Consider the following 25039-nt stretch of genomic DNA (forward strand, 5'->3'; position numbering starts at 1 on the left):
TTTATTTTAGCTCTATTAAATATTATATATTTGTGAGTTATTAGTGGACGTCAGGCAAATTATTTTCAGCAGCCAGTATATTTTCAATACCTCTTATTAATGCATCTGGATTAAATGAAATGCTGTCGATTCCTTCTTCAACCAGAAATTTTGCAAAGGTGGGAATGTCACTGGGTGCCTGCCCACAGAGACCTATTTTAATTTTATTTTGTTTAGCTGCTTGTATTGCCTGGTGAATAAGCAATTTCACTGCATCATTTTCTTCATTAAATAAATAATTTACAAAAGATGAATCTCGATCCAACCCCAAAGTGAGTTGGGTTAAATCATTGGACCCAATTGAGAATCCATTAAATATTTGAGCAAATTCATTTGCTAAAATAACATTACTTGGAATTTCAATCATTACATAAATCTCTAACCCATCTTCTCCCTGAACTAAATTATTCAGTGTCATTTCATCCAATACTTTGTGAGCCTCTTCGGTAGTTCTACAGAAAGGGATCATTAGTTTGATATTTTTTAAACCCATTTGGGTTCTTACTTTTTTCATTGCAGCACATTCCAATGCAAATCCTTTCCGATAGAAATTGCTATAATATCGTGATGCTCCCCGATAACCTATCATCGGATTTTCTTCAACTGGTTCAAAATATTTTCCTCCCAAAAGATTTGCGTATTCATTACTTTTGAAATCACTCATACGGACAATAACGTCCTTTGGGTAAAATGCAGCTGCAACAACACCAACAGCTTCAGCCAGTTTATCAATAAAAAAGTCTTTACCATCCCTGTAATCTTTAGTTAAGTCATTTATATCTTTTCTGATTTTTTCATCAATGATTTTTTGTGGATCACAAAGTGCTAAAGGGTGGATTTTAATACTGTTTGAAATAGCGAATTCAAGCCTCAAAAGTCCAACGCCCTCGTTAGGATATTGACTTAGTTCAAATGCCCTATCCGGATCAGCCAGAATCAGCATGGGATGAGTTCTAGGTATTTTTAAATCACCAAAATCCTGTTCTTGAACGTGCCACTTAAGATAGCCTTTATAAACATTCCCGATCGTCCCTTGGGCGCAGGAGACAGTAATTTCCTGCCCTGTTGATATTTGTTCAGTTGCATTTTCACAACCAACAATAGCTACTGTTCCAAGTTCTCTAGCTGCAATAGCTGCATGGCTGGTCCTTCCTCCTTTATTGGTTATGATGGCACCGGCTTTTTTTAAGACAGGATCCCAATCCGGATTGGTCATATCTGTAATTAGGATTTCTCCGGGTTGCAGTAATTCGGCTTGCGCAGGGCTATTTAAAATTCTTGCTTTACCACATGTAATTTTATCGCCAAGAGCTATGCCTTTAGTTAGTATTTCACTTTTTTCTTCTAGAATATATATTTTTTTAATATTCTTTTTTAGTTTAGCATGAACTGTTTCCGGTCTTGCCTGAACAATAAATAATTGATCGGTTTGACCATCTTTCGCCCATTCAATATCCATAGGTTTACCATAATGGTTTTCAATTATTTGGCACCACTGAGCCAGTAATATTACTTCAGATTTTGTTAGGGAAAGTTGATTTATTTTAACCAGTGGTGTTGAATGATTTACAATTTTGTTTTCAATTTTTGTCTCAAAAGAATTTTGACCATAAGTCATCGTGAATTCTTTTTTGCCGCATGAGGTTTTAAGAATTGGGTTAAAACTTGGATCATTCAAAGTAGGTTTGAAAACAATCCATTCATCAGGACTCACCCTTCCCTGCACAATGTTTTCACCTAAACCAAAACACCCATTAATGATAATAACATTTTGAAAACCACTGTCCGGATCAATTGTGAATGCAACTCCAGAAGAAGCCAAATCACTTCGGACCATTTGTTGGACGCCTATTGACAAAGCAATATCTAATTCCTTAAAACCCATATCATGCCTGTACTTAATTGCCCGATCAGTATATAAAGAAGAATAACATCTCAGTACCGCTTCTAATAATTGGGATTCTGTACTAATATTTAGAAAAGATTCCATTCGACCTGCAAAACTTGCTGTAGGCAAATCTTCAGCTGTTGCACTACTCCTTACAGCAACATCCAAATTGGATTTTCCGCATTTATTGCAAAGTTCCTGATATGCCTGTTTTACATCTTTTTGAACGGTTTCCGGAATTTTTCCAGATAATATCAAAGCTCTTGATTTTTCACCAACAAAACTCAAATTGGAATATTCCTGAGTATCAAGTAAATCCAACATTTCAATTAATGGTAACTCTAAGTCATTTTCCTTTATAAATTGTCGGTAAGCATTTGCAGTGATAGCAAATCCATTCGGAATATTGATGCCGTCTGGATTTAAGATATTATACATTTCTCCAAGGGAAGAATTTTTACCTCCTACCTCTGCAATATCTGATAAATGAATTTCACTAAAAAACAAAATGTTACCAGAATTTGACATATGATTGAAAATTTAATCTTGAAATCAACTTAAGTATATCTGCAAAAGCATCCACTACAATGGATGAAAGTAAGATTTTAAGAACTGTTTATTAATGATAATTGTCATTTTTACACATAATATTGTCGCTAATGTAAATTAAGGTGTATTAAGTGATTTAAATTATACCAAGTAATAGCAACAAACCAAATAGAATTAGGAAAAAAGCCACTAAGTATTTTAATAACGGGAATGTTGTTTTGTGAAGAAATTTTTGACCTAACCAAGCTCCCAGAAATGCTGCCAGACAAGGAATGAGAATGTAATAGAAGTTTAAATCAACATTTCTGATGTGTTGAATGTATTGGCTAATTCGACTGATATCCACTAAACAGGCTATCATAATTCCAGTTCCGATATAAGCTTCTTTGCTAATTGAAGTGCGAATCAAAAAAATTGACCGAAGGGCTCCCTGATGGCCAGATAATCCACCAAAAAATCCGCTCATAAGTCCTCCAGGAATGATCCAATAGGAGCTTGTAATTGGCTTAATTGATTTTTGAAATAATTCTAGAATTGAGAAAACAATTAACAAGGATCCAATGCAAATTTTAATTAATGAATTTGTGAAGTCCATATTAAGTAATGCGAAGTGAATCTCCTGATTTTGTATTGTTATTTGTTTCAGGGCAATGGCTCCTATAAAAGCTCCCAGCATTGCAGGGAATCCAAAAAGCCTAACCATTTTCCAATCTATATATTTTGTCATTAGACCTAATTTAAATGCATTGTTCAGAAAATGAACAATCGCGGTCATCCCAATGGCAAGGTGAATTGGAAAAAATAGATTGAAAACCGGTAACAGAAGGGTCCCAAGACCAAATCCTGAAAAAAATGTAAGCAGAGATCCTACAAAGCATACAATACTTATTAGTAAAATTTCAATTCCCATCAGGTTGTAACTGAAAACTTTTATTTTTTAATTAGAACTATTTAAAGTTTCTAAAGTATAGAAATATTGTTAAAAGTACAATTATAATAAAAAGTCCAATCATCATATTTCTTTGGTCTATTTCTTCTCGCGCTTTGAGTTGGAGATTATATGGAGTTTTAGCCTCAGTATCTACTTCTAATGAATAAGTATACTCTTCTTTATTTTTAACAATTTTTAATTGCATGAATTCATGTCCAATAAAAAAGTGATAGGTTTTACTCATGAGGATTTTAAAATCTATTATAATAATGTTATTATTTAAATAGACAACAACATGGCCACTGTCTTCACCATGGTATATTCCCAGGACATATTCTTCCCCGGTAATGTCCATGATATTCCATATTTGTTGGCCCATTCGAAGGCTAAATTTTTGATTAAAGATAGTTCAGAATGAATATTTTATTTGAATCAGTAATTATTAATTTATTATATTATTGAAAGTTAGAATATTTTTACATGAAAATTGAGTTAGATAAAGAGGAATTTAAAGAACAAGATATGATTCAAATTAATTTAGAAGGAAAGACAGCATTAATTTGTGGTGCAAGTAAAGGTATTGGTAGAGCAATTGCCCTGAGAATGGCAGATGCCGGGGCTACAATTGTAGCAGTTTCAAGGAATAAAATTGAGTTGGATCTATTGGTCTCAGAATTGCCAAAAAATAATGGACAGACCCATATGGCCTTAACCGCTGATTTGAGCAATCTTGATGAACTAAAGACAATTATGTCAAATTTAGCTCATGCAATGAGGATACATATCATTGTTAACAATACTGGAGGTCCACCGGCAGGTCCATTATGTAAAGCTCCAATTGAATTTTTGCAGTCAGCTTTTCAACAGCATGTTTTAGCAAATCAAATAATCCTTTCTTTGTTTATTGAAGGGATGAAGTCAGAAGGATATGGAAGGGTTATAAATATTATATCTACTTCGGTTAAGCAGCCATTGGATAATTTGGGTGTATCAAACACTATTAGGGGAGCTGTAGCAAATTGGGCAAAAACATTGGCAAATGAATTGGCCCCTTATCAAATTACTGTAAACAATATTCTTCCAGGGGCAACTATGACTGAAAGGTTAAGCTCCATAATTGAGCGTGAATCCAATACTCTTCATACTTCCACCGAAGAAATTTCAAAAAAAATGATAAGCAACATACCAATGGGGAGATTTGCCCAGCCAGATGAAATTGCAGCCGCTGCAATTTTCTTAGCATCCCCATTGGCTACCTACATTACCGGAATTAATCTTCCAGTAGACGGTGGTAGGACTAAAAGTCTTTAGTGACAATACATTGGTTCTTGAAACTTTCTTTTTATTCTTCTAAGTACCCTATTCAGACTTTATTGAATTAGCCAGAGACTTTCTGATTAAAAATTCTTTGCACTTTTTGTCATTTCCACGATATTGATACATTATGATTTCGATTATTTCTAAACCTTCAGTAATACCAAAGCTTTAAAAAATATTTGGCTAAGATTGCAAAGAAATTATAAGGAATCACGCATTAAATATTCCGACAGTGAGATTGATCAGAGGCTTGTTTTATGATTAATAATTTGGAAGACAAATTATTTAAAATAATGATAACTTATTGCAATTTTTATGAAGTTATCAATTGATATTTTTAAAAAGCAGACTTCTGAATTACAGAATCTGTTTTTTATCTTAGTATTGTATCGTCTACTAAAATTTCTTACTATCAGACATATAAATCGTAAGAGCGCAAGCTACCAATACCACGTTTTTTACAATATATTGACCGGTTAATGTTAGTGCCCAATCGGTTTGCCAGGTTTCCTGTGTCAGAAAAATCAAGGGAAGAAATGTGGTGAACATATGAAAGGAAAATAATGCAAAAGTCCATTTAGTTAATTTCGGAAACAGCCACATTATGCCAATAATACACTCAATGACACCCAAAATGAAAACAAAGGAGTTAATTTCTATAAAGGAGGAAAGGGTAGCCGAATAAAGACTTTTGACCAGTCCTTCAGCAGGTGAAATGCTGATCACTTTGAGAAAACCAAACCAAAAGAAAACTATGGCCAGAGAAAATCTATTAATAAATAAAATCAGATCTTTGGAATCTGATGTACTACTGGTCTGGCTTAGGCTTAAAATTTTCATTGGTCAGGTATTAAATTATAGGCGCTAAGTTAGGTTTCAGCCAAAATGGATTGGTTGATTAATTGACGAAATACACAAAATAATGTTTGAAACTCCTATTTAAATGGATAGGACAATCGCCATTTTGACATTATTATTTATGTAAAATTAACTGCTGAAAGAGATTTATCAATGGATGAATTACAGGTTTTTGATCAAATATTTATAAATTTATAATATGGTGATTTCCCCTATAAATAGCCAAGCTTTATGACCAGCTCCAGGTTGTGGTTCTTGAATTTCGCCATGATTTTTAACCAAGATTTTCAAAAACTTAGTTGCTTTCTTTTCTTTAAATAAGATTTCAGGTTCAATGCATTTTTTATTTGAAGGTATAATTTGCTCCTTATGAAAGTCAATAAAATTTTTACCATCATTGGATTTATACATTAAAATTTCAGTTGGAAAATGTATCCAAGAGCCAAGACTTGAGAAAAATTGAAAGCCAATGGATTGAATTTCTGTAATGCTATCAAATTCAATAATAGCTTCAAAATCTTTGCCTTCCATACCCACCCACTCATCTCCTGAAAATTTGTTTTGTGGGGCTTTAAATCCATTAACAAGGTAACCACTTTCTCCATTAAAATACTTTTCAGATGGTTGCTGGATCAGACTAATTTTTTTCCCGGCTGCAAGATGGTGGTTGTAGCTTAACTTTAAAGGTCTTCCCAATGTTTTGTTTTCATCCTGGTACCAGGCATTGAAATCTATTGACTTGTCTAGTAAAAAGGTATCCTGAGAACTATTATCCTGTATGATACCTTCATCAGGACTCTCTCTTTCCAACAGGACACTTCCTTTATTATTGGGTTTAATAAAATAAAATTCAACCCCATTTGGGTTAGATTTAGTTTTATATTTAAGGTCCATATATGCAAGTGAGAAAGGTAATTTGTTATCTCTGAACCATTTGGCATGCGCCTTGAGTCTCAAAAGGAAATCCTGATAGTTTTTTCCCTCATTAGTACTCCAATTCACCTCAGAAAGAGCGATTGCTCTTGGGTAGGTCATATAAAGCAGGTGATTTTCGTTGGGTATATACTCTGTCCAAAGATTACCCTGCGCTCCAAGGATGTGTTTTTCTTTACCTTCAGTTAAGCCAGTTGGAATTGGATTAAAATTGTAGACTTTCTCAAGTGATGTATAACCACCAATTGCTAACGGCTCTTTTGAATGGGTAGATTGATAATGATCAAAGTAACAATGTGTACCTGGACACATGATTACATCATGATTCTCCTTTGCTGCTTGTATTCCACCTTTCACACCCCTCCAAGACATTACGGTCGCATTTGGCGATAGTCCTCCTTCAAGGATTTCGTCCCAACCGATGAGTTTCTTACCCTTGTTTGTTAAATAAATATCAATCTGCTGAATGAAATAACTTTGTAACTCTTCTTCATTTTTAAGCCCTTGTCTTTGCTTAATTATCTTGCAATTAGAACATTTACTCCAGCTGGATTTTGGAACCTCATCTCCACCGATATGAATGTACTTAGAAGGAAATAGGTCACAAACCTCTTCAAGAATTTCCTTCATAAACCAAAGAGTGGTGTCCTTGGTACAGAATACCGAATTAAAAACACCCCATACTTTTTCAACTTTATATGGTCCACCACTGCAACCAAATATAGGATAGGATGCAAGAGCAGCACTGGCATGACCCGGCATTTCTATCTCAGGTATAACCTCAATAAACCTATCAGCGGCATAAGCAACAATTTCCTTTACTTCCTCTTGAGTGTAGAAGCCACCATATTTCACGCCATCAAATTTATGTGGCTGGTCGCTATAATGACCAATAAGCGTTTCATCCCGATAAGCACCAGTTGCAGTAAGTTCGGGAAACCTTTTAATTTCCAGACGCCACCCTTGATCATCCGTTAGATGCCAGTGAAATGTATTGTATTTATATCTTGACATTAAATCCAAATAGAGTTTGATCGTTTGCAATGAAAAAAAGTGACGAGAAACATCCAAATGCAAACCACGATACTTAAAAGCTGCATCATCTTCAATATTAATGAATGGAACCATTGTTTTAGAGTCAACTAATTGGTTTTCAACTTCGATCAATTGGAGCAATGTTTGCAATGCATAAAATAATCCCTTTTCAGTTGATGCGATAATTAGTATTCCGCTTTTGCTACTGGTCAAGGAATATTGGTCAGGATTATTTTCTTTTAAATTAAGTTGAAGAACTATGGATTTAGACTTACCGAAAACAGGTTTTGGAGATTCTAAAATTTTGACTTTTTTTAAATTCAATGCATTTACATAGAGTTGAGCGATTCTTTTACATTGCTTATTTTGTTTTGGAATACTTATAATTGAAATATCGTCTATCCTCATTTTCCCCCCTGCAACCTTAATTGTTTTCGGTTGAGGTATGATATTGTGAATAAAGGTATTTTGAGAAGTGACCTTTAAACAATTACAAATAAATAATAAAAGCAATATCTTTTTCATATACGTAGTATGCATCATATAATATTGAGGTATAAAGCTAAGAAAACATCAGAACGAAGAAACCATAGTTTTGTTATATTCTGCAATTTAACCAGAACAATAGTTTTATTTTTACCTTTGAACTATCAAAATTGAAATATTATGTTTGTAATTAATATTTATTTAAAGATAGCAATTATCCTATTTTGTTTGCTTGGAGGCGTTGTTTTGGCTTTCACAATTGGCTTTTGGTATGCTTTCCCTATACTGTTAATTGGTGTCTTATTTCTCTTAAGTTATATTTTTCTAGGCACGATACAATCTGCAGCCCAATTCATGCAAACCATGGATTTTGAATCATGTGAGAAAAGACTGGCATTAACCATCAAGCCAGAATGGTTATATGTAACAAACAGAGCCTATTATTATCTTATCAAAGGTTCTGTTGATGTCCAAAGGGAGCGTCATAATGAAGCTGAAGGGTGGTTTAACAAAGCCCTTTCCTTAAAGCTTCCTTCAGATAATGAGAAAGCCATGATTTTAATACAAATGATCAATATTCATATTTCAAAAAGCAGATGGACCCAAGCGAACAATACTTACCGGGAATTAAAGAAGTTAAATTATTCCAAGGAGATGTTCAAAGAACAAGTAAAAATGATTGATCAGGTTATTGGACAACAAGGTAAAATGAAAATGATGGGCCAAATGGATCAGCGAATGATGTTCCGCCCAGGGGGTAAAAGGAGAACCCCCAGAATGAGATAAGTAAATTTTAAAATATAATTAGTTATTTCAGATTCAATTAAATTCAAGTAATTTTTTCAACCTTACTTTTATTGATAACTAAATGGATAGTAAAGTTCATTTCATTTGTAGGTTTATAATTTTGATAAATGTGGAAAATTATTAAAAACGACTTGCTTTCTAACTTTCATGAAGACGTATAAAACAGTTAAAGGTTTACAGAAAGTGCTGGATCAATGTAGAGTGGAGGGAAAGCGAATTGCTTTTGTGCCAACTATGGGGGCGCTTCATGAGGGTCATATCAGTCTGGTTGAACTTGCTTCTCAAAGAGCTGATATTGTTGTGGTTAGTATTTTTGTCAATCCAAGTCAATTTAATAGTTCTGAAGATTTAAAAAAATACCCCAGGATGGTTGAAAAGGATAGTAAATTTTTGCGAAGAGCAAAATGCAATTTTCTTTTCATACCTGAAGTGGATGAAGTTTATCCAAAAAATCTTAATACAACTGTTACGGTAGATCTAAATGGCCGAGATCGAGTGATGGAAGGTCACTTTAGACCTGGCCATTTTGATGGAATGCTTCAGGTAGTGCATCGTCTTTTAGACATTGTGAAACCTGATTACCTATATATGGGGCAGAAAGATTTCCAGCAATTTACTTTGGTGCATCAAATGATTAATGAGTTAAAACCTAAGATAGAGTTAGTAATTGGACCAACTATGCGTGAAAATGATGGACTGGCAATGAGTTCCAGAAATTTGCGATTGAGTGGGGAAATGAGGAAAATTGCGCCTGAAATCAACAAAGCATTGTTATTTGCTAAGGAGCATTATATGAGTTTAGATTTAAATGAGTTAGAGAAGATGTGTATTGACAAACTGACCAAAGTAGGATTAAAACCTGAATATTTTGAAATTGTGGATGGTTTTACGTTAAAAAAGGTCCAAAAACACGTCAATTCTGATTATTTGGTAGCTTGTGTGGCTGCATGGGCTGGAAATGTAAGACTAATTGACAATATGATCTTAAAGGGACACCCCAATTAAACTTTTTTCTCTGAAAATGACTTATTATGGTTGTCAGACAATTTAATTAATTTTGCCTCATGCTTTTGCAATTTTTTAAATCCAAAATCCACCGAGCTACGGTTACCCAAGCCAACCTTCATTACGTTGGAAGTATAACTATTGATGAAACCCTTATGACTGCTGCCAATCTGTATGAAGGAGAAAAGGTTCAAATAGTTAACAACAATAATGGGGAACGTTTTGAAACCTATGTTATAAAGGGTGAAAAAGATTCCGGAATGGTATGTCTAAACGGTGCTGCAGCGCGAAAGGCTGAAATAGGAGACATCATCATTGTAATTTCTTATGCAATCATGACTCCTGAAGAGGCCCAAAATTTTCATCCCATATCCATTTTTGTGGATGATAGGAATCGGGTTAAAGATATATAGCTTTGTCACATTTTTTTAAGAAGTTTTTACAATTTCTGTTTTTTCTGGCCTTGGGCGTTGGAATAATGTATTGGGTTTTTGTCACCCAGGATAAATCTTATCAAGCTTATTGTAGAGAAAATGGCATTGGTCCGGAGAACTGTATACTTTGGAAAAAAATGCTTCATGATTTATTGGAGGTTAAATGGTATTACATTGTTATCATATTCCTTTCCTTTTATTTGAGCAATTATTTCAGAGCACTTAGATGGCTGATTATATTAGAGCCGTTGGGCTACCATCCACATAAAATCAATGCAATTGGATCTGTTTTAGTGTCTTATTTTGCCAATCTTGGAATACCTAGAAGCGGAGAGTTTGTTAGGGCTGCAATAATTAGCAGATATGAGAAAATCCCATTAGATAAAGCTTTTGGCACAGTAGTATTGGACAGGATGGTCGACTTGATTTCTATGGCAATAATTATTTTTATTACCATTTTAACTCAATTATCCACATTTAATGTTTTTTACGATAAATATCTTTCCGAAGTTTCACTTACACAAAAACTAATACTACCTATCTTGTCCATATTATTTTTGGTGGTTTTATACTTGACCAGAAACAAGTGGAGAAATCTATTATTTTTCAGTAATTTGAAAAACCGGATAAGAGGATTTTATGAAGGCCTGGTAGTGATTAAAAAAATCAAACAACCACGTGCATTTTTGTTGTACACCCTCCTTATTTGGATATGGTTTTATGTTATGTTATTTGCTGCCTTAAAATCTTTTGAGCCCACATCACAACTTTCGATGATAGCCGGACTGGTGATTTACGTATTCGGGTCATTAGGAATGTTGATACCAACTCCAGGAGGCATGGGAAGTTATCATTACCTGATTATTTTAGTACTGGCTTATTACAATATAAACCCAGTTGATGCATTTTCCTTCGCGAACATATCCTTCTTCTGTGCACAATTTGCAGACAATGTAATACTGGGCCTTGCAGCACTTTTAGTAATGTACATTTTTAACCGCCGACTTAAAAAGAAAATGGCATCCGATAATGCAAATAATATAATTCAATCTCAAGGGTAGCTTAGCAATTTAGTAGAGGTCACTTGAAATCATTACAATATGTATACCAATCACATTTAATTAGAAAATGGATAACAAAATAACCGATGTGACTGACTTCCTTGAGGAAATTGCTCCCTTAAGTTATCAGGAAAAGTATGATAATGCAGGACTAATTACCGGTGATCCTAATTGGAAAGTTTCCGGTGTATTAACTTGTCTGGACGTTACTGATGAGATTCTGCAAGAGGCTAAGTCAAAGGGATGTAACCTTATTGTAAGCCATCACCCTATAATTTTCAGGGCTCTCAAGAAGTTAAATGTCAATTATTATGTAGACAGAGTAATTATCAAGGCTATAAAAGAGGATATTGCCATTTATGCAATTCATACGAATTTAGATAATGTATTGGTCAACGGAGTAAATGAGACTATTGCTAATAGGTTGGGCTTGATTAATCAAAAAATATTACTGGTTAAGGACCACGCGGAAAAAGGTGTTGGTGCAGGTTTATTGGCGCAGACTGTCCAGCCACTTGTCTGTCAGGATCTGCTCAAATTGGTCAAAGACAAATTACAAGCCAAATCAATTCGGCATACAATGGACCTTGGGAGACCCATCAATAAGGTTGCTTTATGCGGTGGCTCTGGATCTTTTCTTATTAGCGAATCGATCAGACAGGAAGCCGATGTACTGATCAGCGCCGATTTCAAGTATCATGATTTTTTTGAGGCTAATGGACAAATTCTTCTAATCGATATTGGCCATTTCGAAAGTGAACAATTTACAGTAGATTTATTATTTAGCTTGATTTCAAAGAATTTTCCTAATTTTGCAACCCATTGCACAAAAATTAATACAAACCCGATACAATATTATTGATTATGGCAAAAACAATTCCGGTTTCTGAAATACCAATTGGGGTGAAATTAAAGCAATTATTTGAATTACAAATAATTGATTCTGAGGTAGATCAGATCAAAGTTCTAAAGGGAGAGCTGCCAATGGTGGTAAGTGACCTAGAAGACGAAATTTCTGGTCTTGCTGTTAAGGTTGGCAAACTACAAAGTTCCGTCACTGAATTAGAAAAAGAGGCTTCAGCGCATAAGTCTAATATAAAAGCGGCTGAAGATGCAATAAAAAAATATGAAAAACAGCTGGATGGGGTTAAAAATAACCGTGAGTACGATGCTTTGACGAAAGAAATCAACCTTCAAAGGTTGGAAATCCAGCTTTCGGAAAAGAAAATGAAAGAATCCGCAGAGCAAGCTAAAGCTAAGAAGCTAACTCTTGATGCAATAGTTGAGAAGCAAACTACCAGACAAAAAGATCTTGAAGAGAAGAAAACGGAACTAGATAAAATAATTGAAAAGACTGACAAGGAGGAAACTACGCTAATAGCAAAGTCAGATAAATATCGAAAGAAAATTGAAGTTAGACTGCTTCATGCCTATGATACCATCAGAAAGCGTTACAGAAATGGCTTGGCTGTTGTAATGGTGAAAAGGTCAGCTTGTGGCGGTTGTTTCAATCAAATTCCCCCACAAGTTCAATTGGAAATTGGACTCCGTAAAAAAATTATTGCTTGCGAACATTGTGGTCGAGTCTTGGTGGATGACCTTATACAGGAAGTAGAAATTTAATTTGATTTCAAGTTTCCCCGCTATTTTTAAATTTTCCTGAGTACACAAATTTTAATAACTAGGTAGGCTAATTATCCTATTTAAGTTGATATTTGACTAAAACTTCGTCAATATATTTGGCAAGTATTCTATCCTTTGCAGTTATTGAGTCGCCTGCATCATGTGTACATAAGTAAATATCAACTTTATTCCAGGTATTATTCCACGTTGGGTGATGATTCATCTTTTCAGCTTTTATACTTAATTCAATAATAAAACCCATGGCCTCAGCGAAATCTTTAAACTCGAGGTGAATGGACAACTTGTTACTTTCTTCTTTCCACATGATTTATGTACGTTTCATTTCAAAATTAAGTATATTTTTTGGCATTACCTCATTCAATTTTTTGATAGTCTTTACAAAATATATATGAACTATTTTTGTTTCTTGAACAAAATTGACATGATGGTATTTAAGTTTCTCTTCAGGAGATGCTTTTCCAACAAATAAAATCACATTAGGAGCAGGTTTAGGAACTCCTTGAGCTAACAGTTCAAATTGCCATATTTTCTTTTGATCCATCTCATTATTTTATGAAACTTTGGTATTAAAAAATCATCCAAAGCACAAGAGTCCGGGCTCTTGAATGCAGATTCCTGACACAATTGCCTGACGGCTTCATTAGACATCACTTTTAATTGGCGTATGGTAATGTTAAACAGAAGGATTACTCTTTTGAACAATTATTAATTTCTTGGCCTTTGGTATTCATTTCTTGAATAAATAAATTGAGACAGTCCGTTTTTATAGCTGTTCATATGGCAATTCAAATAGTTTTTTAAAATTTCAATTTGAACAATTCCGGATGTTAGAACTTCATTGAAGGAGCATTAAATAACTAATTCTTACATTGAACAACCAGATTATAGTAATAAATTCGATTAAATTGGTTGTCAAATTTCCTTTTTTGGCAAGTGTTAAGTTGTTCAATTAAGGAGTATTATTTAATGGGTTTTTCAAAAGCAATTAATTTTTTTAATCTTTACAGGTAATAGACTAAGATAAGTGTCCATAATTGCATCTTTAGCTAAAGAAACCATGATATATGGTTTGAGCTACTCTTTGGGTAGGGTAATTAATTTTCTGTTGGTAACCTCTTATTTAACTTATAGGGTATTTACTGGGGAAGATGGATATTTTGCTATATATCAGGATTTATATTTTTATATAGGCTTGCTACTCGGAGTTTTGACCCTCAGAATGGAGACTACTTATTTTAGGTATGTCTCTGAAGATAAATATGCTGCCGCGATATATCCTCTTGCAACTCAAGCTGTGTTTTGGATTTCGTTTTTTTTTGCTGCAGGAATAATTGTTGGGGAAAAACACATACTTAATTTTCTAAACTATGAAGGAGATTTTAGTGGACATCTTTACATTGCGCTTGGCATATTAATTTGCGATGTTTTAAGTTCGCTGCCTTTTGCAAAATTGAGGTATGAAAAGAGGCCCAGAAGGTATGCATGGATTAAGTTGTCTGGTTTATTGTTAAACATTGTGTTGGTGATATTTTTTTTTGAATGCCTGCCACTTTTTTACCCATCCTTTATAGATTTAATTTCTACCAGTTCCCAGAAATTATACATGGTACTCCTAGCTAATCTTATAGCTAGTTTATTAAGTTTGTTGCTTCTTCAGAAGGAAATTAGGACTGGACTTCAATCAGTGAATTGGCAATTTTTAAGACCAGTTTTGAAGTATTCCTGGCCTTTGATATTGGTTACCTTGAGTTACACCATTATCCAAAATGGGTATACCAGTTTTTTAAAATACATTCTTCCAGGTGAATCATTAGATAACCTAAAAATGAGCGACTCTTTAGTTGCTGCTACAAGACTGGCTGTCATAATGAATCTTTTTGTTACGGCCTTCAACTATGGGGTAGAACCCTTCTTTTTTCGATATGCAGGAAAAAAGAATTCCGGGGAGGCCTATGCATCGATATCATTATTTTTTATTATTTGTGCAGGAGCCATATACATTTTTACTTGTTTGAATCTGGGACTGTTTGCAAATTTGTTAGGTCCCTCCTACAGGAATGCTCTTAACCTTGTGCCAATATTACTGATGGGTAATATTTTTGCCGGTATGTATACGAATATGTCCGTATGGTATAAATTGTCAGACAGGACAGGAACTGCTGCAATGATAAGTATGCTGGGTATGATTTTAAATTCAATACTTTTTATTATTCTCATTCCTCGGTATGGTATCAACGCATCTGCATGGATTACCTTTACGGTATATGTTTTTATTTCAGCATTGTCCTATCTTCAAGGGCAAAGAAATATGCCCATTCCATATCATTTGGGAAGAATGTTTGCTTATTTGATATTTAGCGTTTTGGCAGTTTATCTCACTAATATCATTTTCAGTTCATTAGGACTTTCAAATATTACCAGAATGATTACTTCTATTGGAATTTTGATGATGTACACCTATTGGGTTTATCATAAGGAGGTTTTGTCCCACCGATTTCAAATTATAGATCATAATTCTATTTTATAGGTTGATTATCAATATTTAATGTGCTAATTCCTGCATTAAATGTTCAATTCATCATTTAAGTAATTTTGATTTTGTCTTTTCCTCAAAATTATTTTCGACTATTTCCTCTTGGCAATGAAGGTCCAACTGAGAAATAAATTATTACTAATTTGAAAAAACATTTATAAAATCATAAAATTTATTACTTTTGAACCCTAATCCTTTATAAATCAACATATTAAAATAAGTTTACCACACTTATGTGTTGATTGACAGTGGGTTAGATGAAAAGACGATTTATAACCAAAACCAACCTGCTCTCATGAACGGCAATTGTACCTTTAAATTAAGGTCAGTAAAGAACACAAAGTTTTTACTGGTTTTCACGTTACTGTTTACCAATTTTTATTATTTATTTGCTCAGTCACCTCAGGAGAAGGTTACAAGCTATTTAAAGAATACTTCAGCCTATTATGGTTTGAAAAGTGGAGACATGAGTGATTTCGAAATTACTTCGCACCATGTAAGCTCCGTTTCTGGTATTCAACATATCTACTTTACTCAGCGATATGCTGGAATAAGTATTTTTACGACGGAGAGCTCTGCACATTTTCAAAATACAGGAAGTTTATTTACGGCTAATAATCTGTTCATTTCAGATTTAAAGGAATCTATCCAGGGAGATGGCACTCCTGATTTAACCCCTGTCCAAGCTATAGAAAAAGTTTCGGCTGAGCTAGGTTACCAGCAACTTGGTAATCTTTTCGTGATGCAATATCTGGGGGGAAAAGAACAAAAATCCATAATTGCAAGAGGTCAAATTTCAATTGAGGACATTCCAGTCAAATTGAAGTACTTTCCTTTCAGAACCAGAAGCACCGTTTCAAATTCAACTGTAAAGGATAACATAGTTCTTGCTTGGGAAATGTACATCTATGAGCCAAACCAATTGAACTATTGGCATATATTGGCAGATGCCACCACCGGGAAAATTTTATTTAAAAATAATTTGGTGGTGAATTGCGGATTCGGTGATGCACATCATTCGGAACATTGCAATATTGAATTACACGAAGAGAAAAGCAATAAATATTCAGTCCCAGCTTTTCCTACCCCTGCTATGGTAGGTGGTTACAGGGTATATGCCATGCCAATTGAATCTCCGGGTCATGGTGGCAGAACCCTGGTACTGAACCCAGACAACGCTTTAGCGTCACCCTTTGGATGGCATGACACGAATGGCGCAGCCGGACCAGAGTTTACAATTACAAGAGGAAATAACACCCATTCCTACGAGGATGGAAACAATCCAGGTTTTAGTCCGGATGGTGGTGGTGGTTTGACTTTTGACTATCCCATAAATACAGTTTATACTATGGGGGTTGATGAATCAGAACCTGCTGCCATCACAAATTTGTTTTATTGGACAAACATTATTCATGATGTAATTTACCAATATGGTTTTACCGAAGCAGCTGGAAATTTTCAGGTAAATAATTATGGAAGAGGGGGAACAGGGAATGACGACGTAATGGCTGAAGCCCAAGATGGCTCTGGTACTTGTAATGCAAATTTTGCCACTCCTATAGAAGGTAACAGACCCAGGATGCAAATGTATGTATGTGGAAATCGTGATGGTGACCTTGACAATGCAGTTATTATTCATGAATATGGTCATGGGATATCCATCAGATTAACAGGTGGTCCTTTTAACTCAAGTTGTTTGAACAATCAAGAACAACCTGGAGAAGGATGGAGTGATTGGTACGGATTAATGTTGACTATGAGAACCGGAGATGCCGGTCCTAATTCAAGAGGAATTGGAACATGGTTGTTTGGACAACCTCCCACCGGTCCTGGTATTAGACAATACCCATACAGTACAAACTTGGCTGTAAATCCTCATACTTATGATAATATCAAGACCGCTGCGGTACCACATGGAGTTGGCTCAGTCTGGTGTGCCATGCTTTGGGAAGTTACCTGGGATTTAATCGCCCAATATGGTTTTGACCCTAATTTTTATACCGGAAACGGTGGTAATAATCGCGCGTTAAAGTTGGTGACAGAAGCATTGAAGTTACAACCATGTTCTCCTGGTTTTGTCGATGCAAGAAATGCAATACTCAAAGCTGACACAGTTCTTTATAATGCCCAGAATGCATGCTTGATTTGGAAAGCTTTTGCAAAAAGAGGATTGGGATACAGTGCACTTCAGGCAAGTTCTGGCAGCAGGTCTGATGGAACTCAGGCTTTTGATATTCCGCCTGCCTGTATGGCTCAAGCACCACAGACTGTGTGTTTTGACTTTACTGGCGGAATGCAGACTTGGATAGTTCCTGCAGGGGTCACATCTGTTACAATAGAGGCAAATGGTGCTGAGGGTGCAACTGCACCGTCAAGTATAAATGTTTGTGGAGGATCTCCAGACAGAGGAGGAAGAGGAGGACTTGCTACAGGAACATTGGCTGTGACACCTGGAGAAACTTTAAATATTTTTGTTGGCCAAAAGGGATTTAATGGTCCTGGAAATGCCTTTAATGGTGGTGGATCCGGATGCAACGACCCCAGTACTTGTAGTGGTGGAGGTGGAGCTTCTGACGTAAGAAAAGGAGGTTCAGGACTTGCAAACAGAGTTATTGTTGCAGGTGGTGGAGGTGGAGCTGAGTTTTCTTGTGGAAATCAAGGAGGAGGAGCAGGAGGCGGACTTGTTGGTTCCAATGGACTCGGTGGTGATTGTTCAGTTGGTGATGCAACTGGGGGTACACAATCTGCAGGTGGAATTGGCGGCATTGGAGCTAATTGTGGTTGGCCAAACGGAGGAGGTCAAAATGGAACCCTCGGTCAAGGTGGTAATTCTAGTTTAGTTGCAGGTAGTTCATTGCATTCGGGAGCTGGGGGCGGAGGATATTATGGAGGAGGAGCAGGTTCTGTTGATGCACATGGTGGAGGAGGGTCTTCTTATATTGGTGGAGTAACCGGTGGTAATACTACTCCGGGGGTAAATTTAGGTAATGGTCGCGTATGTATCACTTTCGGAGCGACCAATGGAACTGGTCCATCAATTACTTGCCCAGCCAATGTTACAGTGGGATGTGCAATTGATATACCTGCTGTAAATATTGGAGCCCCAAGAGTTTCTAATGGAACTTGTCAAGGGACTTTGGTTGTGACACACAGAAAAGATTCAATAACAGATCAAACCTGTCCGAACAGATATAATGTACACAGAATTTATAGAGTGACAGACCCGTGCGGGAATTTTGCAGAGTGCATCCAACTTATTGTGGTGAATGATGTAACTGCTCCATCTGTTGTTTGTCCTGCGCCGGTTAATGTTCAGTGTGCAAGTGCTGTGCCACCTGTAAACACAAGTAGTGTAATCACCGCTGATCATTGTGGAAATGTTGGGCTTGTTGTTACCCATGTAGGGGATGTAATTACCAACCGAACCTGTGTTAACAGATTTACTATAACAAGGACATACAGATCAACTGATGCATGTGGTAATTCTGGAACCTGTACTCAAATCATAACTGTATTTGATAATACAGTTCCTTTAGTCGTGTGCAGAAATATTACCGTCCTTTTGGATGAGACAGGCAATGCAGTAATAACTCCTTCACAGATTACTCAAAGCATATCGGATAATTGTACTCCAACGAGTTCACTTGTTGTAACTGCAAGTAGGACAGCATTTACTTGCGCCAACATTGGACCTAATAATGTGACCTTATCAACCACTGATGAGTGTGGAAATGTTGGCACCTGCTTGGCAGTAGTTACGGTGGCAGATAATTTACCTCCAATGATTATGGGTTGTCCTACGAAATCACCTGTTACCATCAACCTTGGTCCAGGGGAGTGTGAAGCCAGTTGGGATGCACCGCCATTTATGGCTATGGACAACTGTCCTGCAGGCGCATACTTTGGCAACCGAAATACGACTACTGTATGTTTACCACCGGCATCTTACTGGTCTATTACCGGAGGAGCTGCCAGTTGGGGAGTGATGTTTGACTTAGTAAACACCTCAGGAAGTTTATTGAATTTACAATTGTTGGGTGAGCGAGCTTTTGCGAACGTACCCCACAACATATATTATACTAGGAATCCTGGTGGGCATGCGCCGGTAGTGGCTACGCCGAATGCGTGGACGCTGTGTGCGACACGTACACCACAGTTTGGAGCGCAGTTTACCACCAGGATAGACAGTTTTGGATTATTGACTGGATCAAGAACAGATACGCTGAAACGTTGTGCACCGATTCAAACGGAGACTACGGTCTTAGGCTGCTTGACGATGGCACCAGGAGAAACCAGAGGAATCTATATCCATGCACCGGGCACAGGCGGCACAAACGCATCTTTGTTCAGTGGCTGTGCGGCTAGGCCAATGGGAGATGCAAACATCAATACACCTATAAACGGAGCGACGTATACTGGAGGACAGTTTGCAGCGCCATTTATCAACAGCTCATTTGGATTTGGAGGAGCCAACTGGATGGGTGTTATTGGATACAATTTGGCGAATTCAAATCGGGTGCCATTGGTACAGACCTGTGGAGCGCCATATGGACCGGGATGTTTTTTCCCTATAGGTTGTACGAAACTATGTTACCGAGCGACAGATGCATCGGGTAATGTAGCAACATGTGAATTTGAGGTATGTGTGAATAAATACGCAAATCCAACCAGAGCATTGGCATGTAATGATGACATCCAGATCAGTCTGGACGATAGCTGCAAAGCTACAATCTACCCTGATATGGTATTGGAAGGAGGTCCATATTCATGTTATGACGATTATATAGTAGAGGTAAGAGACTGGAAGGGAGGACCACTGATTGACCGTGAGCCTAACAGACGCGGGGTACAAATCAATGGAAATGACATAGGAAGAGAGTTAAAAATAACGATCATAGATCCAGTTACCGGCAACAGCTGTTGGGGCCATGGAAGAGTAGAAGATAAACTCGCTCCGAAGATTTCTTGTCCGCTTACCAATGATGTATCATGTGGAACAAATACTAATCCTGGGGGACCACTTGGATTACCAACTGTCGAAGAAAATTGTGGTGGATATAGTTTGACATACAGGGATTTGACAACTTACGGTAGTTGCGGTGCTGGATTCTCAAGCATCATTCAGCGTACCTGGATTGCAATTGATGGTTCAGGAAACAGATCAGAATGCATTCAAAGTATCCGGATTAGACTCGGAGATTTATTTGAAGTAACAGTTCCATCGAACTATGACAATTTGGATCAGCCTGCGTTGGAATGTGATGAGAAGATAGACAGGAATAAGAATGTAACCCCACACATGGCGGATTTCCCTGAGTGCGTGGATGGCTATATATTAGACTCTGCGTTCTGGTTAGCCAATCCTAATGCACCTGACCAATATCCAAACAGGAGGTTGCCGAGAGTGTTGGGCTGGAATTGTATAGACGATGTGAATGATCCACACTTTGGACATCCAAGTCCTGATCCGGTGTATTATCCACAACACAGACAATGGTCACCGAACAATCCATTGTGCTGGGGTCCTGACCGCCACATCATGTGGGTAGGAACGGGAAGACCTGGAGGAGCGGAGTGTTCAAACCTTACGGTAACATACAAGGACATCGTATTTGACCTGGCGACGCCGGGATGTGATGCAGGTCCGATCGGTTGCTACAAAGTATTGAGACAGTGGACAGTGATGGATTGGTGTACAAGCCAGTTGGGTGGTCATAATCAAATCATCAAGGTGATAGACGATGAAGGTCCACAGGTGTTGTATCCGGATAGTGCACGAGTGAACATGGAGAGCTGGACATGTACGGGAAGATGGGAGGTGCCTGCGCCATGGATATTGGACAATTGTTCAAATGAAGTACACTACACAGTGGAAGTGGACAATGGATCGGTATTAGGAGATGAGACAGCAGGATTTGTGGTATTGGATATGCCTGAGGGAATATACAATGGCTATATAGTAGCGACGGATTGCTGTGGCAACATTACGAAGAAGCGAATAGTATTGAATGTAATAGACCGAGTACCACCGCAGGCAGTATGTAGAACAGCTACAGTAGTGAGTCTGAGTGGAAATCAGAGTCCATTGACGAATTATGCGAGATTGCATGCAGAGGATCTGGATGAAGGAAGTTTTGACAATTGTCAGCCGCATGTTTACTTCAAGGTGATCAGAATGGCAGAATTACTGGGAACGAATAATGGAAGTAATTCAAACAATGTGGTAGCATGTCAGGGACGCAATGGAGATGACAACAGCATATTGGCAGGAAACCAGATCTATTTTGATGATTATACAGATTTCTGCTGTGCGGATGTAGGTACGAAGGTGATGGTCGTGTTGCGAGTGTTTGATGTAGATCCGGGAGCAGGACCTGTGACGCCGATCCGAATGACGAGTACCAGCAGTGTGTTGAACGGAAGGTTCAGCGACTGTATGGTAGAAGTAGAAGTACAAAACAAGGCAGTGCCTACGGTAATCGCACCACCGAACATCGTGGTGAGCTGTTGGTTCTGGTTTGATGTAACGAAGTTGACGAATCCGAATGATGCGACCTTTGGTAAAGTAGTAACGAGCTTAACAGACAGAAGGAAAGTGGTGACCAAGGATTTGGTATGCTACAAATTCTGTGAGCGCAATGATTATACAGGTTACCCTGGATATGTACAGACGAATGCACAACCGAAACCTGCACCGAACCAGGCGTGTGAATACTATTATCAGTATTTTGATACGGCGCATTGGGACAGGAAGTATGAGTTGACCTGGGGCTTTGATGGATATGTATTGAGTCCATGTGGATCGACCCCTACGATTACGGTCAATGACCTGAGAGAATGTGGTCAGGGTGTGATCCAAAGGATCATCTCTACGACGGGACCTAACAACATCAATGTAACGGCGATACAGACAATCTGGGTAGTAGACTGCGATCCATTTTATATAGATGATGTGGCTTGCAACGATCCAAGATATACGGATTTATTGTGGCCAAACGGAGTATGTACGCAGACGCCGGTGACGTTGGATGGCTGTGGAGCAGATATTTCACCAGACAATCCACAATTGGGCAGACCACAGGTGATCAATAATGCAGATGACAACTGTGCGTTGTTGTCGATAGAATATTTTGATGAGCAGTTTAACATAGAGCCAGATGCATGCTTCAAGGTGTTGCGTAGATGGGTAGTGATCGACTGGTGTCAGTACGATCCATTCATCGATCCTGATCATGGAAGATGGGAGGCCTTACAGGTGATCAAAGTAAGGGATCAAAACCGTCCGGTGGTGAGTTGCAGTGTGGGTCCATGTGAGCCTGCGAAAATCGACAGTAAGTTAGGCGTGTGTGTGGGACATATAAGTTTGACGGCGAGTGCTACAGATAATTGCACACCGGTGGACTGGTTGTTCTGGGAGTATAAGATAGATGCATTCAATGATGGCAAGGGAGTACATGGAGGCTATGACTTCCGGGTAGGCACCTTGACCAGCAAACAATATGCAGCAGGAGATACGGTAGAATTCAGCCACAATCCATTTGCAGATGACAGTCACAATCCATTCAACGCGAGTGGTACGTACCCGATAGGAATCCACAAGATCAAGTGGTTTGTAGAGGATGGTTGTGGCAATGTGGGAGTATGTGAGAGTTTGTTTGAGATCAAGGATTGCAAAGCACCGACACCATATTGTTTGACCGGCGTGATTACTGTGCCAATGCCAAGCAGCGGCTGTGTGGATATCTGGGCTAAGGATTTGGATAAGGGAAGTTATGACAACTGTACAAGCCAGGGAGATCTTAAATTTTATTTCGATGAAGATCCGACCAAACCATCACTTACGATTTGTTGTCAGGATTTTGTGGACAAGAAGTTAAACGATGAAATAATCTTTGAAGTAGAACTTTGGGTTGAAGACGAAGAAGGAAATAAAGATTACTGTAAGACCATCATCGTTGTTCAGGACAACCAAAATATCTGCCCTAATGTAGGATCAGCTAAAGGTAAAATCACTGGTAACATTAAAACTGAGACTGGAGTTGAAACCAGACCAGTTGAAGTTAGTTTGTTCCACAATGGATCAATGATGAGGCAGATGATGGGTAGTCCATACAGCTTTAGTGATTTAATAATGGACGAAAACTATACGGTTAAACCAGAACGTGAAGATGAACCATCCAATGGAGTTACAACTCAGGACATCGTAAAAATCCAGAAACACATATTAGGACTTTCAGAGATTACAGATCCATATAAGTTGCTTGCGGCAGATGTGAATGCCAGCAAAACAATCACTGCATCGGATATGGCAGAATTGAGAAAGTTGATCTTGGGAATCAACAGTGAGTTCAAGAATGTGAAGAGCTGGACGTTTGTACCTGCAGGTTATGTATTTGCGGATCCAAAATCACCATGGGATGCACCAAGAAGTGCTGACTTGATGTTGGATCAAAGTAAGGTAATAGATTTCATATCCGTGAAGATGGGAGATGTAACTGGAGATTCCAGAGCAAACGGAGCCCAGAGCAGTCAGAGCAGGACAAGCGGCAGGTTGAGTTTTGAAATCAAAGACCAAGAAGTGATCGCAGGAGAAAGTTACCGGGTGAGCTTCAAGTCATCAGACTTCAGAAATATTTCCGGATATCAGTTTACGTTGAAGTTTGACGAGAACAGTTTGATGTATGAGGGAATAGAGTCTGGTGTATTGAAGACTACAGAAGCCAACTTTGGAACAAAGAGGATATCAGAAGGAATGTTGACGACCAGCTGGAATGCCGATAAGGGAATAAGTTATGGTAAGGAGGAAGAATTGTTTGTAGTTAACTTCAGAGCAACCAGAAATGGAAAGCTGAGCAATCTACTTACAATTAACAGCAACCTGACGAGTGCGCAGGCCTACGATGAGAAGGACAATGTACTGGAGCCTGTAATGTTTGTGAGGACAGATAAGGGTATCGTAGAGAGCGGAGTATTCGAATTGTATCAAAACGAACCGAACCCATTCAGCAAAGAGACTGTGGTGAGCTATCGATTACCGGAATCAGGTGCTGTGAAATTGACAGTATACGACGTGACAGGGAAAGTGCTTCGGGTGTATGAGATGAAAGGTCAGAAAGGATTGAATCATCAGCAGATCAGTAAAGGAGACTTGAATGCCACCGGAGTATTGTATTATCAACTGGATGCTGCAGATCATACGGCTACCAGAAAGATGATATCTGTAGAGTAATATTAATATTCAGAAAAAATTTCTACCTAAAAAGGGTTGCACAAATGCAACCCTTTTTTGTTAATATAACTTTTTAATCAGGTATTAATTGTTTTCTGTTACAATGTTAAATATGTTCTAAAAAAAAATATTTATAAATGTTTCATGTAGTGGATGAACTTCGGTAACATGTACTAATTTTACGCATCCATTGCTCAATCTCAGAGTATTTTACCAAATTCTGAGTTAGGTTCAAAAGACGGAGCAAATCCAATCTTGATTTTAATTTAAGAATTTGCCAAATTAATTTT

At 37.5% G+C, this 25039-nt stretch carries 16 protein-coding genes; 9 read left to right on the forward strand and 7 right to left on the reverse strand.

All coding sequences use genetic code 11. The features are described from left to right. Nucleotides 1-40: 40 nt before the first annotated feature. From ppsA to IPJ53_02060, 3 genes are all read right to left on the reverse strand, one after another. Nucleotides 41-2455, reverse strand: a complete 2415-nt coding sequence (gene ppsA / locus IPJ53_02050) for a phosphoenolpyruvate synthase (GenBank protein MBK7797871.1) — start codon at nt 2453-2455, stop codon at nt 41-43. A 157-nt stretch (nt 2456-2612) separates the two neighbouring features. Further along, nucleotides 2613-3380 (reverse strand): sulfite exporter TauE/SafE family protein, encoded by a 768-nt coding sequence (locus IPJ53_02055; protein ID MBK7797872.1) that lies wholly within the window; start codon nt 3378-3380, stop codon nt 2613-2615. Nucleotides 3381-3423: 43 nt separating this feature from the next. Then, nucleotides 3424-3786: a hypothetical protein gene (locus IPJ53_02060; GenBank protein ID MBK7797873.1), complete on the reverse strand. Its 363-nt coding sequence runs from the start codon at nt 3784-3786 to the stop codon at nt 3424-3426. A gap of 143 nt (nt 3787-3929) precedes the next feature. On the opposite strand from IPJ53_02060, the gene IPJ53_02065 reads away from it, so the two are divergent. Then, nucleotides 3930-4718, forward strand: coding sequence for an SDR family oxidoreductase (locus tag IPJ53_02065; GenBank protein ID MBK7797874.1), 789 nt, complete (start codon nt 3930-3932; stop codon nt 4716-4718). 402 nt (nt 4719-5120) lie between these two features. Here the strand turns inward: IPJ53_02065 and IPJ53_02070 are convergent, their stop codons facing one another. Then, nucleotides 5121-5564, reverse strand: coding sequence for a DUF417 family protein (locus IPJ53_02070; GenBank protein ID MBK7797875.1), 444 nt, complete (start codon nt 5562-5564; stop codon nt 5121-5123). A 210-nt stretch (nt 5565-5774) separates the two neighbouring features. Then, complete coding sequence (locus IPJ53_02075; protein ID MBK7797876.1) at nt 5775-8075, reverse strand: beta-N-acetylhexosaminidase; 2301 nt, start codon at nt 8073-8075, stop codon at nt 5775-5777. Between the two features lie 141 nt (nt 8076-8216). Here IPJ53_02075 and IPJ53_02080 point away from each other — a divergent pair, with 141 nt between their 5' ends. From IPJ53_02080 to IPJ53_02105, 6 genes are all read left to right on the forward strand, one after another. Then, complete coding sequence (locus tag IPJ53_02080) at nt 8217-8822, forward strand: hypothetical protein (protein ID MBK7797877.1); 606 nt, start codon at nt 8217-8219, stop codon at nt 8820-8822. A gap of 168 nt (nt 8823-8990) precedes the next feature. Beyond that, complete coding sequence (locus IPJ53_02085; protein ID MBK7797878.1) at nt 8991-9848, forward strand: pantoate--beta-alanine ligase; 858 nt, start codon at nt 8991-8993, stop codon at nt 9846-9848. Between the two features lie 59 nt (nt 9849-9907). Then, entirely contained in the window at nt 9908-10261 is a 354-nt protein-coding gene (locus tag IPJ53_02090) for an aspartate 1-decarboxylase (protein MBK7797879.1), read from the forward strand. Between the two features lie 2 nt (nt 10262-10263). Continuing rightward, complete coding sequence (locus IPJ53_02095) at nt 10264-11343, forward strand: flippase-like domain-containing protein (GenBank protein MBK7797880.1); 1080 nt, start codon at nt 10264-10266, stop codon at nt 11341-11343. A gap of 67 nt (nt 11344-11410) precedes the next feature. Beyond that, nucleotides 11411-12205 (forward strand): Nif3-like dinuclear metal center hexameric protein, encoded by a 795-nt coding sequence (locus tag IPJ53_02100; protein MBK7797881.1) that lies wholly within the window; start codon nt 11411-11413, stop codon nt 12203-12205. Between the two features lie 2 nt (nt 12206-12207). Next, nucleotides 12208-12966: a hypothetical protein gene (locus IPJ53_02105; GenBank protein ID MBK7797882.1), complete on the forward strand. Its 759-nt coding sequence runs from the start codon at nt 12208-12210 to the stop codon at nt 12964-12966. A gap of 76 nt (nt 12967-13042) precedes the next feature. Here the strand turns inward: IPJ53_02105 and IPJ53_02110 are convergent, their stop codons facing one another. Both IPJ53_02110 and IPJ53_02115 read right to left on the reverse strand, forming a co-directional pair. Further along, the gene (locus IPJ53_02110) at nt 13043-13291 is read right to left on the reverse strand and encodes a 4a-hydroxytetrahydrobiopterin dehydratase (protein ID MBK7797883.1); all 249 of its coding nucleotides are present in this window, start codon (nt 13289-13291) and stop codon (nt 13043-13045) included. 3 nt (nt 13292-13294) lie between these two features. Further along, nucleotides 13295-13528, reverse strand: coding sequence for a hypothetical protein (locus IPJ53_02115; GenBank protein ID MBK7797884.1), 234 nt, complete (start codon nt 13526-13528; stop codon nt 13295-13297). A gap of 483 nt (nt 13529-14011) precedes the next feature. On the opposite strand from IPJ53_02115, the gene IPJ53_02120 reads away from it, so the two are divergent. Beyond that, nucleotides 14012-15514: a polysaccharide biosynthesis C-terminal domain-containing protein gene (locus IPJ53_02120; GenBank protein ID MBK7797885.1), complete on the forward strand. Its 1503-nt coding sequence runs from the start codon at nt 14012-14014 to the stop codon at nt 15512-15514. A gap of 241 nt (nt 15515-15755) precedes the next feature. Then, on the forward strand, nt 15756-24749 hold the full coding sequence (locus IPJ53_02125) for a M36 family metallopeptidase (protein ID MBK7797886.1): 8994 nt from the start codon (nt 15756-15758) through the stop codon (nt 24747-24749). The last annotated feature ends 290 nt before the right edge of the window (nt 24750-25039 follow it).

It is taken from the genome of Candidatus Vicinibacter affinis (assembly GCA_016714365.1).
Lineage (GTDB): Bacteria > Bacteroidota > Bacteroidia > Chitinophagales > Saprospiraceae > Vicinibacter > Vicinibacter affinis.

Excerpts from the sequence above, each read along its gene's own strand:
- ppsA (MBK7797871.1), bottom strand. The coding sequence starts at position 2,455 with ATGTCAAATTCTGGTAACATTTTGTTTTTTAGTGAAATTCATTTATCA.
- IPJ53_02060 (MBK7797873.1), bottom strand. The coding sequence starts at position 3,786 with ATGGGCCAACAAATATGGAATATCATGGACATTACCGGGGAAGAATAT.
- IPJ53_02065 (MBK7797874.1), top strand. The coding sequence starts at position 3,930 with ATGATTCAAATTAATTTAGAAGGAAAGACAGCATTAATTTGTGGTGCA.
- IPJ53_02070 (MBK7797875.1), bottom strand. The coding sequence starts at position 5,564 with ATGAAAATTTTAAGCCTAAGCCAGACCAGTAGTACATCAGATTCCAAA.
- IPJ53_02075 (MBK7797876.1), bottom strand. The coding sequence starts at position 8,075 with ATGAAAAAGATATTGCTTTTATTATTTATTTGTAATTGTTTAAAGGTC.
- IPJ53_02080 (MBK7797877.1), top strand. The coding sequence starts at position 8,217 with ATGTTTGTAATTAATATTTATTTAAAGATAGCAATTATCCTATTTTGT.
- IPJ53_02085 (MBK7797878.1), top strand. The coding sequence starts at position 8,991 with ATGAAGACGTATAAAACAGTTAAAGGTTTACAGAAAGTGCTGGATCAA.
- IPJ53_02090 (MBK7797879.1), top strand. The coding sequence starts at position 9,908 with ATGCTTTTGCAATTTTTTAAATCCAAAATCCACCGAGCTACGGTTACC.
- IPJ53_02100 (MBK7797881.1), top strand. The coding sequence starts at position 11,411 with ATGGATAACAAAATAACCGATGTGACTGACTTCCTTGAGGAAATTGCT.
- IPJ53_02105 (MBK7797882.1), top strand. The coding sequence starts at position 12,208 with ATGGCAAAAACAATTCCGGTTTCTGAAATACCAATTGGGGTGAAATTA.
- IPJ53_02110 (MBK7797883.1), bottom strand. The coding sequence starts at position 13,291 with ATGTGGAAAGAAGAAAGTAACAAGTTGTCCATTCACCTCGAGTTTAAA.
- IPJ53_02115 (MBK7797884.1), bottom strand. The coding sequence starts at position 13,528 with ATGGATCAAAAGAAAATATGGCAATTTGAACTGTTAGCTCAAGGAGTT.